Below are 14,978 nucleotides of genomic sequence, written 5' to 3'. Positions count from 1 at the left end.
GACGAACAATGACCCGTCGCGCCCACCGCAGCGCGCACGGCCGTCCGCTGCCGGACGGGCCTGCGCCCTTCACAACATTGGTCGAGCTGACCTTCGAGAAACGCAAGGTCGAGCACTGGATACGCTTCGGCCGCAAGAGCTACGAGCAGATCATCGACCGCCGCCGCAGCGTCGTCGGCTTCGCGCCGGGCAGCGTCTTTGCCTTCGTCCGATGGGCGAAGGGCGAGCATGGCACGATCATTTCGCGCATCGACATTGTGCGGGCCATCGGGCGTGGTGAACCGTTTCAGACATTGCCCTTCGTCCGCCCCGGCGGCGAAATCCTGTTGCGGCTCGACGGTTGGCCGAAGGTGCAGCGCGGGCTTGCCGCCATCGACGCCGTGGAATCGCTCGGCCTCGATCCGGCCGACGCCGCACCGGAGCACTGGCGGCATGTCCACAACCGTTTGACCGCCAATCTGGAGCCGCACGCCTACACGCCCGAGCGACATGCCGCGTGGCTTCACCGCCGAAGGATCGAGCCATGACGCGCCGCCGCACCCTCACGGTGACGGCGCTCGCCGCCATCGGCATCGCCGCCGCCAGCGCCGTCGATTGGCCCGTGAAACTCATCTGGAACGCGACGGCCAGCGCGCCCATCGGCTTCTACACCGTCGAGCCGGCCGAGCGGATCGACGTGCCCGAGTTGGTCGCCGTCATGCCGCCCGAACCGCTCGCCGCCTTCATGGCCGAGGGCGGCTATGTCGCGCGCGGCGTCCCGCTGTTGAAGCGTGTCTTGGGCCTGCCGGAACAGCGGGTTTGCCGCACCGGCCGCACAATCACGGTGAATGGGATCGAGATGGGCGAGGCGCTGGAGCGCGACAGCCTCGGCCGCGATCTGCCCGTCTGGCAGGGCTGCCGCGTCATCGGCGACGATCAGCTTTTCCTCATGAATTGGGAAGTCCGCGACAGCCTCGACGGCCGCTATTTCGGACCCATCCCCACAACTTCCGTTATCGGCCGAGCGGTCCCACTCTGGACCGATGAGGAAGGCGTCGGCCGCTACGAGTGGCGCGCGCCGACGCACTGAAACCATTCCCCGAAAGCCGAACCACAGGAGATTTCCCATGGCAGAAATAGGCACCTTCACCTGCACCGAAACCGGCTATGCCGGAGAGCTTCATTCGCTCGGCCTCCACGAAAAACTGTTCATCGTCCCGGCCAAGCCGAGCGACGTGAAGAACGCGCCCGACTATCGCGTGCGCCTCGATAGCGAGGACGGCCCGGACGCCGGCCCGGCATGGAAAGACTCCAGCGAAAATGCCGGCGACTTCGTGTCGGTGCGGCTGGAGGGACCGATCTTTCCGTTCCCGATCCGCGCCAAGCTGTTCCAGTCCAACGACGATCCTTCGGTCTGGACCCTGCGTTGGAAGCACGCCCGGAAGATCGAGGATGAGGAATGACGGCCGCGCGCGTCCGGCCCGTCATCCGGTCAAGGATCGGCATCCCTTTGTTCGCGAAGCCGTGTTCGCGGTTCAAAATGCTCCACCGGAGCATTTTGCCGGCGGCGCTGCCGCCGTCACCGCTCACCCCATTCGTCCCGCTCGGTGACCAGACGGCCCGCGCGTGCGCCTTGCCCTTGACCGCAGCGAGCACGCTGGCAAGCTGGTGTCGAAGCGGAGACAGGACTGCATGGCATTATGCCGTCCTGATAGTGGCCGGCGCGCTTTCCGTCTGCGCCGGATCGGGCGTCGCGGTCGCGCAATCCGCGCCCGTCGAGCGCCCGGCCGCCGCCCATCCCTATGCGGCTCACATCGCCGAGGCGTCGCAGCGTTTCGGCATACCGGAGCATTGGATCGTCGCGGTGCTACGCGCCGAGAGCGCGGGCGATGTGCGCGCGGTTTCGTCGGCCGGCGCGATGGGATTGATGCAGGTGATGCCCGACACATGGGCGGGCCTGCGCGTCCGCTACGGCCTCGGCCGCGATCCCTACGACCCGCGCGACAACATCCTCGCAGGCACGGCCTATCTGCGCGAGATGTTCGACCGCTACGGCAATGTCGGCGCGATGCTTGCGGCCTATAACGCCGGCCCCGGCCGCTACGACGAGCACCGCGCGACGGGCCGCCCGCTTCCCGCCGAGACACGCGCCTATGTCGCCGCGCTCGCCCCGATCCTTGGCGGCGCGGCTCCATCGGATGCGCCGTTGCAACCACCGGCACCGCCGCCCGATTGGCGCGAGGCACCGCTATTCGTCATGCGCCCGGACGACACGCGGGCTGCCGCCGCGCCGCCGTCCGAGGCGCAATCTGGCGCGGCCCGCGCGAATGTTCCGGCGCGCGATCCCGCCGATGCGGAGTCGCAGGGCGGCAGCATTTTCGTGGCAAGCGCGAGCGACGGAGGAACGCCATGAGGACGGCGTTCCCGCACTCGGCGGCGCTAGTTTCGGCATCCAGTCGGGCAGGTTTGCGCCCGGCTGGATTCCCGGCAGGAGGGGCAGAAAAGGCAGAAAGGGCGGAGGGCAAGATTAAAGAAGACGGCACCATATCGGGCCGCTTCTGGAAATTATTGTTGTCTGCACACTGGTTAGGTTGCCGGTTCCGGCACCATGGTTTTGAGGGGCCGCGTGCCGCGATTTCGCGCAAAGCCTTGGCTTTGCAGGGTTTCGAGCGGCACCATAGGCCCATATCGGCCGTTTTCCGGCGGTTTTGGCAGGAGTCGCGCCCTTGAGCGCCGACGACGAAAACCGCTTCCGCCCGAAGCCCGGCCGCATCCGATCCGACACGCCGAAGGCCGGCAAGACCAAGAGCTTTTTCACGCAGGTCAAGAAGATCACCCGGCAGCATCAGGCAGCGGCCTCCCGCGACCCTTTCATGCTGTCATCCGCCCGCCCGTCACTGCCGGGGCGGTCCCGCGCCGTGGTCGCCAGCGGCAAGGGCGTGAAGCGCGGCCGGGGCGCGAGCTTCGTGCGCGCCCGCAACATCTCCGGCCAATGGCATCATCGCCAGCCCGGCAGCCGCCGCGTGATCGTCAAGCAGCGCAGCGTCCGAGCCGCGTGGAAGGGCGGACGCGCCCGCGCGCATCTGCGATATGTCCAGCGCGACGGCACGTCACGCGACGGCGAGCGCGGCCAGCTCTATTCGGCGACCGAGGACCGCGCCGATGCTGACGCCTTCCTTGATCGCGGCAAGGACGACCGCCATCAATTCAGGTTCATCGTCTCGCCGGAGGACGGCGCGGAGCTGTCGGACCTGACCGCCTATACCCGCGATTTCATGAAACAGGTGGAAGCCGACCTCGGCACGAAACTCGATTGGGTTGCCGTCAGTCACTACAACACCGGCCATCCCCATGTGCATATCGTCGTCAACGGCCGCGACGATACCGGCGGGGATCTAGTCATCAACGGCGACTATCTTTCGGCCGGCCTGCGCGAGCGCGCCAGCGAGCTTGCCAGTCTGGAACTCGGCCCCGTGACCGAGATCGAGCAGACCCGCAAGCTGTCCGCCGAAATCGACCAAGACCGTTTCACCCGGATCGACCGCGCCATGGCCGAGGAAGCCGATGCCCGTTTCCTCGACCTGCGCCATGAACCGGCAGAGTCGAAACGGCAGTTCGAGCGGACGCTGCGTCTGCGCCGTCTTGCCAAGCTGGAGAAGATGGGGCTGGCGACCGAGCACGCGCCCGGCGTTTGGGAGTTGAGCAAGGACATGGAGCCGGCCCTGCGCGAGCTGGGCGAGCGCGGCGACATTATCCGCACCATGCAGAAGGCACTCGGCCCGCAGGGCGGCGAACGCGATCCCATGAGTTTCCAAATCCATGACGGAGCGCCCGAGACGCCCATCGTCGGCCGCGTCGTGGACAAGCATCTGTCCGATGAGTTGGGCGAGAACCTGACAATCGTGGTGGACGGGATCGACGGGCGGACGCATCACATCGCCGACATTGCGCCCGAGCGGCTGGGAGACGCCCGCATCGGCAGCGTCGTCCAGATCGGCCCGGCCGAGGCGACGGCCCGGCCGTCAGACCGCACTATCACTGCCATCGCCGAGGACGGCATCTATCGGCCGAGCCGCCATCTGGAGCAGGCGAAATTCGAGGGCCGCGTTCCGGGCGGCGACTATGAGGGCTATGTCGATGCCCATGTCCGCCGGCTGGAGGCGCTGCGCCGCGCCGAGATCGTCGAACGGATCGACGCCGACCAATGGCGCATCCCCGATGATCTGGTCAGCCGCGCCGCCGCCCATGACGCCGGCCGCGACCGGCAGGCCAGCGTGCGCGTCCTGTCCCCTGTCAATCTGGAAAGGCAGATACGTTCGGACGGCGCAACATGGCTGGACCGGCGATTGGTCCATGGGGAAACGGCCGACCTTGCGCCGGCCGGTTTCGGCCAGCAGGTGCGCGAAGCCATGGACCAGCGCCGCGAGCATCATATCGAACAGCGCGACGCCACGCGCAACAGGGACGGCCGAATCTTCTACCGGCGCAATCTTCTCGCCACCCTGCGCGAGCGGGAAGTTGCGCGCGCCGGTGCGGAGATGGCCGAGGGCAAGGCGCTGCCGTTCCGCGCCGCCAAGGATGGTGAGAGTGTCAGCGGCAAGTTCACCGGGACTGTCCAGCTAACGAGCGGCAAGTTCGCCATCGTGGAAAAGAGCCACGAGTTCACCCTTGTCCCGTGGCGGCCGATCATCGACCGCCAGCTCGGCCGCGAGGTCGCGGGTATCATGCAGGGCGGTTCGGTGTCGTGGCAGTTAGGGCGGCAGCGGGGGGTGGGGCTATAGGAGCCAACGATACCGCATTGCAACGCAACAACTAATTCGATAAGAGCTGCTATTCAATTTCGTAATCGTGGAGCCATCAGCATGGGAAATTCCAAGTCAGCAGACAAGTAAGCCGCAACATCAGAATTGTTGTTGCGGCGCTCTGTAAGACCAATCCCATCTGATTGCTGACGAGCAGACGCTGCCCGGTATCCTTAATCGAGCGGTTGATTCGTCATGACCACCACACGCCCCGCGTGGGCCTATACGCTGCCGGCAGCCTTGCTGCTTATGGCTCCCTTCGACATCCTCGCCTCGCTGGCGATGGATATTTATCTTCCAGTCGTTCCGGCGATGCCGGGCGTCCTGAACACGACTCCATCCATAATCCAACTCACGTTGAGCCTCTACATGGTGATGCTCGGTGTGGGCCAAGTGATCTTTGGGCCACTCTCCGATCGCGTCGGGCGACGGCCGATCCTGCTTGTAGGCGCAACGGCTTTCGTTGCTGCGTCTCTGGGAGCGGCTTGTTCTTCAACTGCATTAGCCTTTGTTGCGTTTCGTCTGGTTCAGGCAGTTGGAGCATCGGCCATGCTGGTGGCCACCTTCGCGACCGTGCGCGACGTATATGCCAATCGTCCCGAAGGTGCCGTCATCTACGGCCTTTTCAGTTCGATGCTGGCGTTCGTGCCTGCGCTCGGCCCTATAGCCGGTGCGCTGATCGGCGAGTTTTGGGGATGGCAGGCGATCTTCATCACACTGGCTGCACTGGCTTCGCTCGCACTCTTGAACGCCAGTTTCAGGTGGCATGAAACCCGACCGTTGGATCAGGCCAGAACGCAACGATCTGTTTTGCCGATCTTCGCGAGTCCGGCCTTTTGGGTTTACACAGTCGGATTTAGTGCCGGCATGGGCACATTCTTCGTTTTCTTCTCGACAGCCCCCCGTGTTCTCATAGGCCAAGCCGGCTATTCCGAGATCGGATTTAGCTTGGCCTTCGCGACTGTCGCGCTGGTCATGGTCACGACAACCCGCTTCGCAAAGTCCTTCGTTGCCAAATGGGGTATCGCGGGATGCGTAGCGCGCGGGATGGCGTTGCTCGTTTCCGGCGCGATCCTGTTGGGGATCGGCCAACTTTTCGGATCGCCGTCATTTTTCAGCTTCATCCTGCCGATGTGGGTTGTCGCGATCGGCATTGTCTTCACGGTGTCCGTTACCGCCAACGGCGCACTTGCGCAGTTCGACGACATCGCTGGATCAGCGGTTGCGTTCTACTTCTGCATCCAAAGCCTGATAGTCAGTATCGTCGGGACATTGGCGGTGACGCTGTTAAACGGCGATACAGCGTGGCCCGTGATTTGTTACGCCACGGCAATGGCAGTGCTGGTGTCGTTGGGGCTGGCGCTCCTTCGATCCCGTGATGCTGCCACCGAGAAGTCGCCAGTCGTCTAGCAGACGACTGGAAGCAAGCCCGCTCCGATGCGGCGCAATAATCATCGAAACCTTGTGAATGGCGGTATCCTGTCCGGCAAGATACCGCTCATTTCCCTTGTCCCGTGGCGGCCGGTCATCGACCGCCAGCTCGGCCGTGAGGTCATAGGCGTCGTGCAAAGCGGATCGGTGTCGTGGCAGTTGGGGCGGCAAAGGGGCATAAGCCTCTAATCTGTTGTAGATGAACGCAGCCGCTCGAAACCAGCGATGAGGCTGTCGAGTCCGAAATTGAACGCAGCATCCATGCCGTCTGTTTCCAACTCGTGAAACAGATCGTGCAGGAAGGACGACGGTGCTTGCTCGGACACATCTGGCCTGTCCGGAACTCTCTCATCGGCATCAGATGCCTGCTGCTCGAGAACGGAACCGACCACATAGTGACTGACCGCCCGGAGCGCCCAAACAGCGTGCTTCGGACCAAAGCCCGCCGCGCAGAGAAAGCGTATTTGTGTCTCGGCAGCGCCAAAATTCGGTTCTGTCGGTCGAGTGCCGGCATGGATGCGCGCCCCGTCGCGATAATAGAGCAACGCCGTTCTGAAACTCTGGGCGTTCTCTTTCAGGAATAGCCGCCAGTCTTCGTTCTCTTCGGGTAGCGAGCGGGTGTGGCGTTCCGTCAGCATTGCCTCGGCCAGTGCGTCAAGCAGCGCGCGCTTGTTCTGGAAATGCCAGTAAAGCGCAGGCTGCTGAACCTTGAGGCGTTCAGCGAGCTTTCGCGTCGTCAGGTTGTCCATGCCAACCTCGTTCAGCAGCTCCAGCGCCGCTGCGATCACGGTGCCCTTGTCCAGTTTGGTCATTCACGTTCCTTCGCCAACGCTTGACAATTTATCACCGATAAGTTCTATGTCCATGTCCTTATCATTGATAAAGTCGCTCGCATTGAGCGGCGCTGGAGTTTCAGGTGCGCAGCTCTGCCATCATCGCCCTGCTGATCGTCAGTCTCGACGCCATGGGACTCGGCCTCATCATGCCGGTCCTTCCGACGCTTCTGCGCGAGCTTGTGCCGGCGGAGCAGGTCGCTGGTCACTATGGTGCCTTGCTGTCACTCTATGCGTTGATGCAGGTCATCTTCGCGCCCGTGCTTGGACAATTTTCAGATGCTTACGGTCGGCGTCCGATGCTTCTGGCTTCCCTTGCGGGAGCCGCAGTCGATTACACGATTATGGCATCAGCGCCGGTCTTATGGGTGCTCTATATCGGCCGGCTCGTCTCCGGCATCACGGGCGCAACCGGAGCTGTAGCTGCCTCAACCATTGCGGATTCGACGGGGGAAGGTTCTCGCGCACGCTGGTTCGGCTACATGGGGGCCTGTTATGGGGCAGGCATGATTGCCGGGCCAGCACTTGGTGGTATGCTCGGTGGTATTTCTGCCCATGCTCCGTTTATCGCCGCTGCCCTTCTCAACGGCTTCGCGTTCCTGCTAGCCTGCATTTTCCTCAGGGAGACTCGTCGCGGCGATGGCGAGACCGGAAAGCCGGTTCGCATCAAACCATTCGTTCTGGTCCGGCTGGATGATGCATTGCGCGGGCTAGTGGCCCTTTTCGCAGTTTTCTTCATTATTCAACTGATCGGCCAGGTCCCTGCGGCCCTATGGGTCATATATGGCGAGGATCGTTTTCAGTGGAACACCACGACCGTTGGCTTGTCGCTCGCGGCGTTTGGAGCAACACACGCGATTTTTCAGGCGTTTGTTACCGGCCCTCTTTCAAGCCGGCTTGGAGAACGGCGCACGCTACTGTTTGGCATGGCTGCGGATGCGACTGGCTTCATTCTTCTGGCTTTTGCCACGCAGGGATGGATGGTGTTCCCGATTTTGTTGCTGCTTGCCGCCGGAGGTGTTGGCATGCCGGCCTTGCAGGCAATGCTTTCAAATATTGTCAGCAGTAACAAGCAAGGAGCTTTACAGGGAACGCTTACAAGCCTCACCAATCTAAGCTCTATCGCGGGACCGCTTGGCTTCACGGCACTCTATTCTGCCACCGTAGGAGCATGGAACGGTTGGGTTTGGATTGTCGGCGCGATCCTCTATTTAATATGTCTGCCAATACTACGCAGACCTTTCGCAACTTCATTGTGATTGAGTCATGGCGAATTGGTATGCGTAGACTTACGAGAAATGACGGATTAAATCCGTTGAGCAATCATCTCCTTTCGGGGCGAGTGCCAATGATGACCTTAGTTCACACTCTCGCTGTCGCCGAATATCTCAACTTCCGTCACGCCGCCAATGCGCTCGGCGTTGCACAGTCCAGCGTCAGCGCCCGCGTGAAGGCACTGGAAGAAGACCTCGGCATCCTCTTGTTCGAGCGTCATGCGCGCGGCGTTCGGCTGACCGAGGCCGGACGCCATTTCGTCGAGCGGATAGCCGTAGGTATTGACCAACTCGACCACGCGGTGAAAACCGCCGGCATGGCGGCAGCCGGAGAAAGCGGCCGGCTTCGTATCGGTATCCATGCCCTTATTCCGCATAGCTTCCTCGCAAAGCTGATCGGCCAATACCGCAAGGATCACCCCGATGTTGAAGTCGAGATCGCCGAAGGCCCGGCCCGTGAAGCGGTGGTGCAGCTTCGCGCCGGCAGGTTGGACGTGGCGTTCGTCGCGGGCACGCCCCAACCACCCGACTGCCATTCCCGTCGCACATGGACCGAACCGCTCTTGGCGGTGCTACCGGAACGGCATCCGCTCGCCGAGCGGTCGGCCGTTACATGGGCCGATCTGGCGGGCGAGGCGTTCCTTGTTCGGCATGGCGGCACTGGCCCGCAAGTTCATAGCCATATCGTGCTGCGCCATGCCAGACTCTGGCCCGCGCCGTCGATCCTGCGCTTCGACGTGGGGCGCGGCGCGCTGCTGTCCATGGTCGGACAGGGCTTCGGTATCACCATCGTCAGTGCGGCCACGGCGCTGTTGCCGTCAACCGGCATTGTCTTCTTGCCCTTCGCCGACGAGCCGGAGCCGGTCGCCTTCTCGGCTGTCTGGTCGCCGTCCAACCGCAGCGCGGCGCTTCGTAACCTGCTCAGCCTCGCCAACGACATGGGCCGGCAGGTCTGCACGAATTCAGTACTGCCACGGATAGCGAGGGCGTGAGCCGAAGTGGTCGCGGAAGCACCGTCCGGGACTGTTATTGCCATCGCCGGAAAGCGACACTTGCATTAACGCCGCCAAAGCCGAATCCGTTGGAAATGGCATGTTCCATGAGAACAGGCCGTGCAGATTGGCGAACCAGATCGATACCTACGGCAATAGGATCGGGGCTCTCCAAATTTCTCGTTGGGGGAGCGATTTGATCCCGTAAGGCGAGTATCGTGAAGATCGCCTCAATGCCGCCAGCGGCACCGAGTAAGTGTCCCGTCGCTGACTTCGTGGCGCTTACAGCTACATCATGATCGCCAAAAACGGATTTTATCGCGGCTATTTCTCCTCGATCCCCTACGGGGGTGGAGGTTGAATGAGCGTTCAGATGTTGAACATCGTTGGGCTTCAAACCGGCACTTTGTAGCGCGATTTTCATTGCACGGGCCGCGCCTCGACCGTCCTCTGGACCGGCAGTCACATGGTATGCATCAGCGCTTGTGCCGTATCCTACCAATTCGGCTATGGGTTTGGCACCCCGAGCAAGGGCATGTTCCAATTCTTCTATGACGATCAGACCCGCCCCTTCGGACATTACGAAACCATCGCGCTCGGTGTCGAACGGCCTTGACGCCATTTCCGGTGTAGTATTGTAGCCGGTAGATAGTGCTCGCGCGGCAGCAAATGCCCCGAGACTAACCTTGTCAATGCACGCTTCTGCTCCACCGCACAGAGCGATATCGGCTTCGTTGGAGCGTATCAGCCGCGCGGCGTCCCCGATGGCCTGAACGCTCGCAGCGCAGGCGGTTACAGGCGTGCCAATTGGGCCTGTAAATCCATGCCTGATGGTAACGTGTCCTGCTGCAAGGTTGGCAAGAAACGACGGCACGGTAAACGGTGAGAGCCTCCGTGCTCCCCGTGTATCCGTTATGCGAACTGCCGAAGCGATAGCAGGAAACCCGCCTATACCAGAGGCGATAATTGTCGCCGTGCGCTCACGTTCGTAGTCGCTCGTGGGATGCCATCCTGCCGTTTCAAGAGCCTCCTTCGCGGCCGCAAGTGCAAACAGAATGAAGCGATCCATTTTTCGTTGATCCTTTGTGTCAACGATTAAATCTGGATCAAAACCGGCTTCGGAATCTTCAATCAGGCTGGGAACGATTCCCCCGATTTTCACCGGTAGATCATTGGAGATTTCATCAGGCAAATTCCTGATTCCCGATTTCCCGTCGAGGAGTCTTTTCCAGCTTATTTCAGTGCCAGAACCAAGGGGGCCAACTAAACCCATGCCGGTTACAACAATTCGGCGCATTGGATTATTCCGTTTCTTTTTCTGAGCTTATTCGCTTCATGCGATTTATGACGCGCATCGTTTCCTCTGTTGCGGCGGGGCCTGCCAGAAGAACGGTGTTTTCGGGAGTGATTGCTTCTCCTGTATTCGCGTCGATGATAACGGCGGTCCTCTCCTGTCCGGTTTTCTTGTCACCAAGGCGCATGGCTATTTCATTGGGCGCAAGGTTCCGGTTCCCCCATGCGAACAGGGCGATTGCTACCGGATAGAAATCTCGCCCCTTGTCGGTAAGGACGTATTCAAATCGAGGCGGATGATCATTGTATCGTTGCCTTTCAAACAGTCCTTCCGCCGTGAGATGCTTCAATCGCCTCGCCAAAATGTTCGCGGAAATACCGAGATTCTTCTCGAATTCATCGAATTTGCTAAGCCCTTGGAAGGCGTCTCGCAGGATCAGGATGCTCCACCAGTCACCGACGCTTTCCAGCGCTCGGGCTGCGGGACACTCGAATGACAGAAAGCTTGTTCGTTGCATGACACATCTATAATGGTGTAACTTCCATCATGCAAGTCACTTATGCGCAGTAGGCGACAAGTAGGAGGGGTAATCCAATGCGTCATTCTAAGGGAGCCAAGCACCTGCGTCTGCTACGGCGTGGAACAAAGCACTGTAGTGGCATTTGAGCGATGCGGCGGCGATCAGCACCGATGGATGGTTGCCCATGGGGTATGCCGACCACGCTCGGATCGCGTATCCCCCTCGCATCGCTGATCCAGACACTCGCCGTCGCCGAATATCTGAACTTCCGCCACGCCGCCAATGCGCTCGGCGTGGCGCAATCCAGCGTCAGCGCCCGCGTGAAGGCGCTGGAAGAAGACCTTGGCATCCTTCTGTTCGAGCGTCACGCGCGCGGCGTCCGACTGACCGAGGCCGGACACCACTTCGTCGAGCGGATAGCGGCCGGCGTCGATCAACTGGACCATGCAGTGAAGACCGCCGGCATGGCGGCAGCGGGAGAAAGCGGCCGGCTTCGTATCGGTATCCATGCCCTGATCCCGCACAGCTTCCTCGCAAAGCTGATCGGCCAATACCGCGAGGACCATCCCGGCGTTGAAGTCGAGATGACGGAAGGGACAGCTCGCGAAGCGGTGATGCAGCTTCGCGCCGACCGGCTGGACGTGGTGTTTGTCGCGGGCACGCCCGAACTGCCCGACTGCCATTCCCGGCGCATATGGACTGAACCGCTCTTAGCGGTGCTACCGGAGCGGCATCCACTCGCCGGGCAGTCGGCCGTCACATGGGCCGATCTGGCAGGCGAGACGTTTCTTGTCCGGCATGGCGGCACAGGTCCGCAGGTTCATAGCCATATCGTGCTGCGCCATGCCGGGCGCTGGCCCGCGCCGTCAATCCTGCGCTTCGACGTGGGGCGTGGCGCGCTGCTGTCCATGGTCGGACAGGGCTTCGGCATCACCATCGTCGGAGTAGCTACGGCGCTGCTGCCCACGTCCGGCATATTTTTCCTACCCTTCGCGGACGAGCCGGAGCCGATCACGTTCTCGGCGATCTGGTCGCCGTCCAACCGCAGCGCCGCGCTTCGCAACCTGCTCACCCTCGCCAACGACATGGGCCGGATCGCCCGCCCCGACTGACTTTCAGCCCCGATTCGTTTCAACCAGACGGTATAGGCACCAGCATAGGGGACGGTCCCGAGGCAACCCATCCTATTTGCCGCCGATAGTATCCGGTAGCCCTCCGGCATCCTCTTTCCTGTTGCCCGCCCGGTTTTTGCCTACTCTCTGATCGGCTCCGTCTCTTTTGCCGACTGGAGCCTGCATTGCGCGGAGGCCGAATCCTTTGGCGTCAGATCGCCGTAGTCTTCACCATCGTTCTGGTGATGACGTGGGCGGCGACGCAATGGGTAGCGTTGCGCCTCGGCTTCCAGCCCCAGCTTGGCAATCCATGGTTCGAGCTGGCGGGCCTGCCGATCTACTACCCGCCGGCCTTCTTCTGGTGGTGGTTTTCGTTCGACGCTTACGCGCCCGCGATCTTCGTCGAGGGCGGCATCATCGCCGTATCGGGCGGCTTCCTCGCCATTGCCGCCGCCATCCTCATGTCGGTCATCCGGGCACGGGAGGCGCGCAACGTCGCCACCTATGGATCGGCACGATGGGCCGAGGACAAGGAAATCCGCACGGCCGGATTGCTCGGCCCGGATGGCGTCGTGCTCGGCCGGCGCGGACGCGACTATCTGCGCCATGACGGCCCCGAGCATGTCCTTTGCTTCGCGCCGACCCGCAGCGGCAAGGGCGTCGGGCTTGTCGTTCCCACACTGTTGACCTGGCCGGGAAGCTGTATCGTCCACGACATAAAGGGCGAGAACTGGACGCTGACAGCGGGCTTCCGCGCGAAGCATGGCCGCGTGCTGCTGTTCGATCCGACCAACGCCAGATCGTCGGCCTACAACCCGCTGCTGGAGGTCCGGCAAGGAGAATGGGAAGTCCGCGACGTTCAGAATATCGCGGATATTCTGGTCGACCCCGAAGGCAGCCTCGACAAGCGCAACCATTGGGAAAAGACCAGCCATAGCCTGCTGGTCGGCGCGATCCTGCATGTTCTCTATGCGGAGAAGGACAAGACGCTGGCAGGCGTCGCCAACTTCCTGTCCGACCCGCGCCGCCCGGTCGAGGCGACGTTGCGCGCGATGATGGACACGCCGCATCTCGCCGAGGCCGGCGTTCATCCCGTCATCGCGTCGTCGGCCCGCGAGCTGCTGAACAAGAGCGAGAACGAGCGCAGCGGCGTGTTGAGCACCGCCATGTCGTTTCTCGGCCTCTACCGCGATCCCGTGGTGGCGCGGGTGACGGCTCGCTGCGACTGGCGCATTGCCGATCTGGTCGGCAGCCGCCAGCCCGTCAGCCTCTACCTCGTCGTGCCGCCATCCGACATAAACCGCACCAAGCCGCTCATCCGCCTGATCCTCAACCAGATCGGGAGGCGGTTGACCGAGGAATTGACCACCTCCGGCAAGCGCCATCGGCTGCTATTGATGCTGGACGAGTTTCCGGCGCTCGGCCGGCTCGATTTCTTTGAATCGGCGCTCGCCTTCATGGCGGGGTATGGAATCAAAGGCTTCCTGATTGCGCAGAGCCTCAATCAGATCGAGCGCGCCTATGGGCCGAACAACGCGATCCTCGACAACTGCCATGTCCGCGTCAGCTTTGCCACGAACGACGAGCGCACCGCCAAGCGGGTGAGCGACGCGCTCGGCACCGCGACCGAGCTGCGCGATTCCACCAACTATGCCGGCCATCGCCTTGCGCCATGGCTGGGGCATTTGATGGTGTCACGGCAGGAGACGGCCCGGCCGCTGCTCACGCCCGGCGAAATCATGCAGCTTCCGCCCACCGATGAAATCGTCATGGTCGCGGGCACTCCGCCGATCCGGGCGACCAAGGCCCGCTACTACGAGGATGCACGGTTTCAGGAACGCATCTTGACCCCGCCCGATCTGGTCGCCGCTCCGCTGGCGCCCAGCCCATCCACCGATGACTGGTCCGGTCGTGTGGTCGCGGCGGAAAGTCGTTCCGCGACCGACGCCGCAGACGGGACCGAGGGCGATCCGGCCAATGCCGGCATCCGCCGCGAGCCGGAGCTGCCAAGCCAAGAGGAAATCGTCGCCCCGCCGCCATCGCCCGAACAGGAGTTCGAGTTTCTGGACGACGAGCCGGACGTTGACGCGGCCAAGGCCCGCGCCATGCGCCAGCGCATGAGGATGGTCGCGCGGCAGGTGGCGCTGAACCCCGATGACGGAATCGATCTTTGAGGATACGCCCATGGCAACCAGAACCCGCCTGAATATCTATTTCGACCCCGCGCTCATCCCGCAGATCGAGGCGATGGCGCTGCGCCGCTCGGTGGCGCTGCGCCGCAATGTCTCGAAATCCGCCATCGTGGAGGCGGCGGTCATGTCCTACCTGTCCGGTGATGCTGACGACCAGCTTGAAGCCGCCATGTCGCGTCGCTTGGACAAGCTCGGCCGCCAGATCGACACGCTCGACCTAGATCTCGCCGTCCTCGGCGAGACGGTCGCGCAGTTCATCCATTTCTGGATGACCATCACGCCGCCACTCACGGGAGCCGCGCAATCCGCTGCACGCGCCAAAGGCGCGGAGCGGTTCGAGGGCTTCATGCAGAATCTCGGCCGGCGTCTGGCGACCGGCGACAGGTTCCTCAAAGAGCTGTCGCGCGACCTCGACTCACTTCCCGACGATCCGTTGCCGGACGGGTCCGAGAGCAACGGCGATCAAGAGTAAGTATTCGGACCCATCCTATTTACCGCCGTTCGCCGCCGATCACCGCACGCAGCTAGATACTTGTTGAACCGGCCCAA

General features: G+C 62.3%; 14 protein-coding genes and 2 pseudogenes. 13 read left to right on the top strand and 3 right to left on the bottom strand.

Features of this window, described 5'->3' with window-relative positions:
* Window positions 1-8: 8 nt before the first annotated feature.
* The 8 genes and pseudogenes from H7H48_RS02850 to H7H48_RS02820 form a co-directional block, all read left to right on the top strand.
* A complete protein-coding gene (locus tag H7H48_RS02850) occupies window positions 9-527 on the top strand; it encodes a DUF2840 domain-containing protein (RefSeq protein WP_229447290.1) in 519 nt (172 codons plus the stop codon).
* Window positions 524-1,069 (top strand): S26 family signal peptidase, encoded by a 546-nt coding sequence (locus H7H48_RS02845; RefSeq protein ID WP_229447289.1) that lies wholly within the window; start codon window positions 524-526, stop codon window positions 1,067-1,069. The genes H7H48_RS02850 and H7H48_RS02845 overlap by 4 nt, the downstream gene beginning before the upstream one ends.
* Window positions 1,070-1,106: 37 nt before the next feature.
* Window positions 1,107-1,442, top strand: coding sequence for a DUF736 domain-containing protein (locus H7H48_RS02840; RefSeq protein ID WP_229447288.1), 336 nt, complete (start codon window positions 1,107-1,109; stop codon window positions 1,440-1,442).
* Complete coding sequence (locus tag H7H48_RS02835) at window positions 1,439-2,392, top strand: lytic transglycosylase domain-containing protein (protein WP_370633300.1); 954 nt, start codon at window positions 1,439-1,441, stop codon at window positions 2,390-2,392. The genes H7H48_RS02840 and H7H48_RS02835 overlap by 4 nt, the downstream gene beginning before the upstream one ends.
* A 460-nt stretch (window positions 2,393-2,852) precedes the next feature.
* Window positions 2,853-3,452 (top strand): annotated as a pseudogene (locus H7H48_RS20130) (relaxase/mobilization nuclease domain-containing protein); the annotation flags it as partial.
* A gap of 75 nt (window positions 3,453-3,527) precedes the next feature.
* Window positions 3,528-4,760 carry a DUF3363 domain-containing protein gene (locus H7H48_RS02830; protein ID WP_255663358.1) on the top strand — a complete coding sequence of 411 codons (1,233 nt, stop codon included), beginning with the start codon at window positions 3,528-3,530 and terminating at the stop codon, window positions 4,758-4,760.
* A 216-nt stretch (window positions 4,761-4,976) separates the two neighbouring features.
* Window positions 4,977-6,191 carry a chloramphenicol/florfenicol efflux MFS transporter FloR gene (floR, locus tag H7H48_RS02825; protein ID WP_229447287.1) on the top strand — a complete coding sequence of 405 codons (1,215 nt, stop codon included), beginning with the start codon at window positions 4,977-4,979 and terminating at the stop codon, window positions 6,189-6,191.
* Between the two features lie 93 nt (window positions 6,192-6,284).
* Window positions 6,285-6,401, top strand: a pseudogene (locus tag H7H48_RS02820) (DUF3363 domain-containing protein); the annotation flags it as partial.
* Here the strand turns inward: H7H48_RS02820 and tetR(G) are convergent.
* Window positions 6,398-7,024 (bottom strand): tetracycline resistance transcriptional repressor TetR(G), encoded by a 627-nt coding sequence (gene tetR(G) / locus H7H48_RS02815; RefSeq protein WP_024353490.1) that lies wholly within the window; start codon window positions 7,022-7,024, stop codon window positions 6,398-6,400. The pseudogene H7H48_RS02820 and the gene tetR(G) sit on opposite strands and share 4 nt — an antisense overlap.
* Window positions 7,025-7,128: 104 nt before the next feature.
* Here tetR(G) and tet(G) point away from each other — a divergent pair, with 104 nt between their 5' ends.
* Together tet(G) and H7H48_RS02805 are read left to right on the top strand one after the other, a co-directional pair.
* Window positions 7,129-8,304, top strand: a complete 1,176-nt coding sequence (gene tet(G) / locus H7H48_RS02810) for a tetracycline efflux MFS transporter Tet(G) (RefSeq protein ID WP_229447286.1) — start codon at window positions 7,129-7,131, stop codon at window positions 8,302-8,304.
* Window positions 8,305-8,393: 89 nt separating this feature from the next.
* Window positions 8,394-9,311, top strand: coding sequence for a LysR family transcriptional regulator (locus H7H48_RS02805; protein WP_229447285.1), 918 nt, complete (start codon window positions 8,394-8,396; stop codon window positions 9,309-9,311).
* A 34-nt stretch (window positions 9,312-9,345) separates the two neighbouring features.
* Here H7H48_RS02805 and fabF read toward each other — a convergent pair whose 3' ends face one another.
* Both fabF and H7H48_RS02795 read right to left on the bottom strand, forming a co-directional pair.
* Window positions 9,346-10,608 carry a beta-ketoacyl-ACP synthase II gene (fabF, locus tag H7H48_RS02800; protein WP_229447284.1) on the bottom strand — a complete coding sequence of 421 codons (1,263 nt, stop codon included), beginning with the start codon at window positions 10,606-10,608 and terminating at the stop codon, window positions 9,346-9,348.
* A gap of 4 nt (window positions 10,609-10,612) precedes the next feature.
* Window positions 10,613-11,122 (bottom strand): helix-turn-helix domain-containing protein, encoded by a 510-nt coding sequence (locus tag H7H48_RS02795; RefSeq protein ID WP_042061242.1) that lies wholly within the window; start codon window positions 11,120-11,122, stop codon window positions 10,613-10,615.
* A 194-nt stretch (window positions 11,123-11,316) separates the two neighbouring features.
* Here H7H48_RS02795 and H7H48_RS02790 point away from each other — a divergent pair, with 194 nt between their 5' ends.
* The 3 genes from H7H48_RS02790 to H7H48_RS02780 all read left to right on the top strand — a co-directional run bounded on the left by H7H48_RS02790 (window position 11,317) and on the right by H7H48_RS02780 (window position 14,901).
* Window positions 11,317-12,237 carry a LysR family transcriptional regulator gene (locus tag H7H48_RS02790; protein ID WP_229447283.1) on the top strand — a complete coding sequence of 307 codons (921 nt, stop codon included), beginning with the start codon at window positions 11,317-11,319 and terminating at the stop codon, window positions 12,235-12,237.
* A 185-nt stretch (window positions 12,238-12,422) separates the two neighbouring features.
* Window positions 12,423-14,411: a conjugal transfer protein TraG gene (locus tag H7H48_RS02785; RefSeq protein WP_229447282.1), complete on the top strand. Its 1,989-nt coding sequence runs from the start codon at window positions 12,423-12,425 to the stop codon at window positions 14,409-14,411.
* A 10-nt stretch (window positions 14,412-14,421) separates the two neighbouring features.
* A complete protein-coding gene (locus H7H48_RS02780) occupies window positions 14,422-14,901 on the top strand; it encodes a CopG family transcriptional regulator (RefSeq protein WP_229447281.1) in 480 nt (159 codons plus the stop codon).
* Window positions 14,902-14,978 lie beyond the last annotated feature (77 nt).

This window comes from Nitratireductor sp. B36, assembly GCF_020833685.1.
In the GTDB taxonomy this organism is placed as follows: Bacteria; Pseudomonadota; Alphaproteobacteria; order Rhizobiales; family Rhizobiaceae; genus Nitratireductor.
Note: the sequence above shows the minus strand (reverse complement) of the source record. Positions and strands in the feature narration are given on the sequence as shown.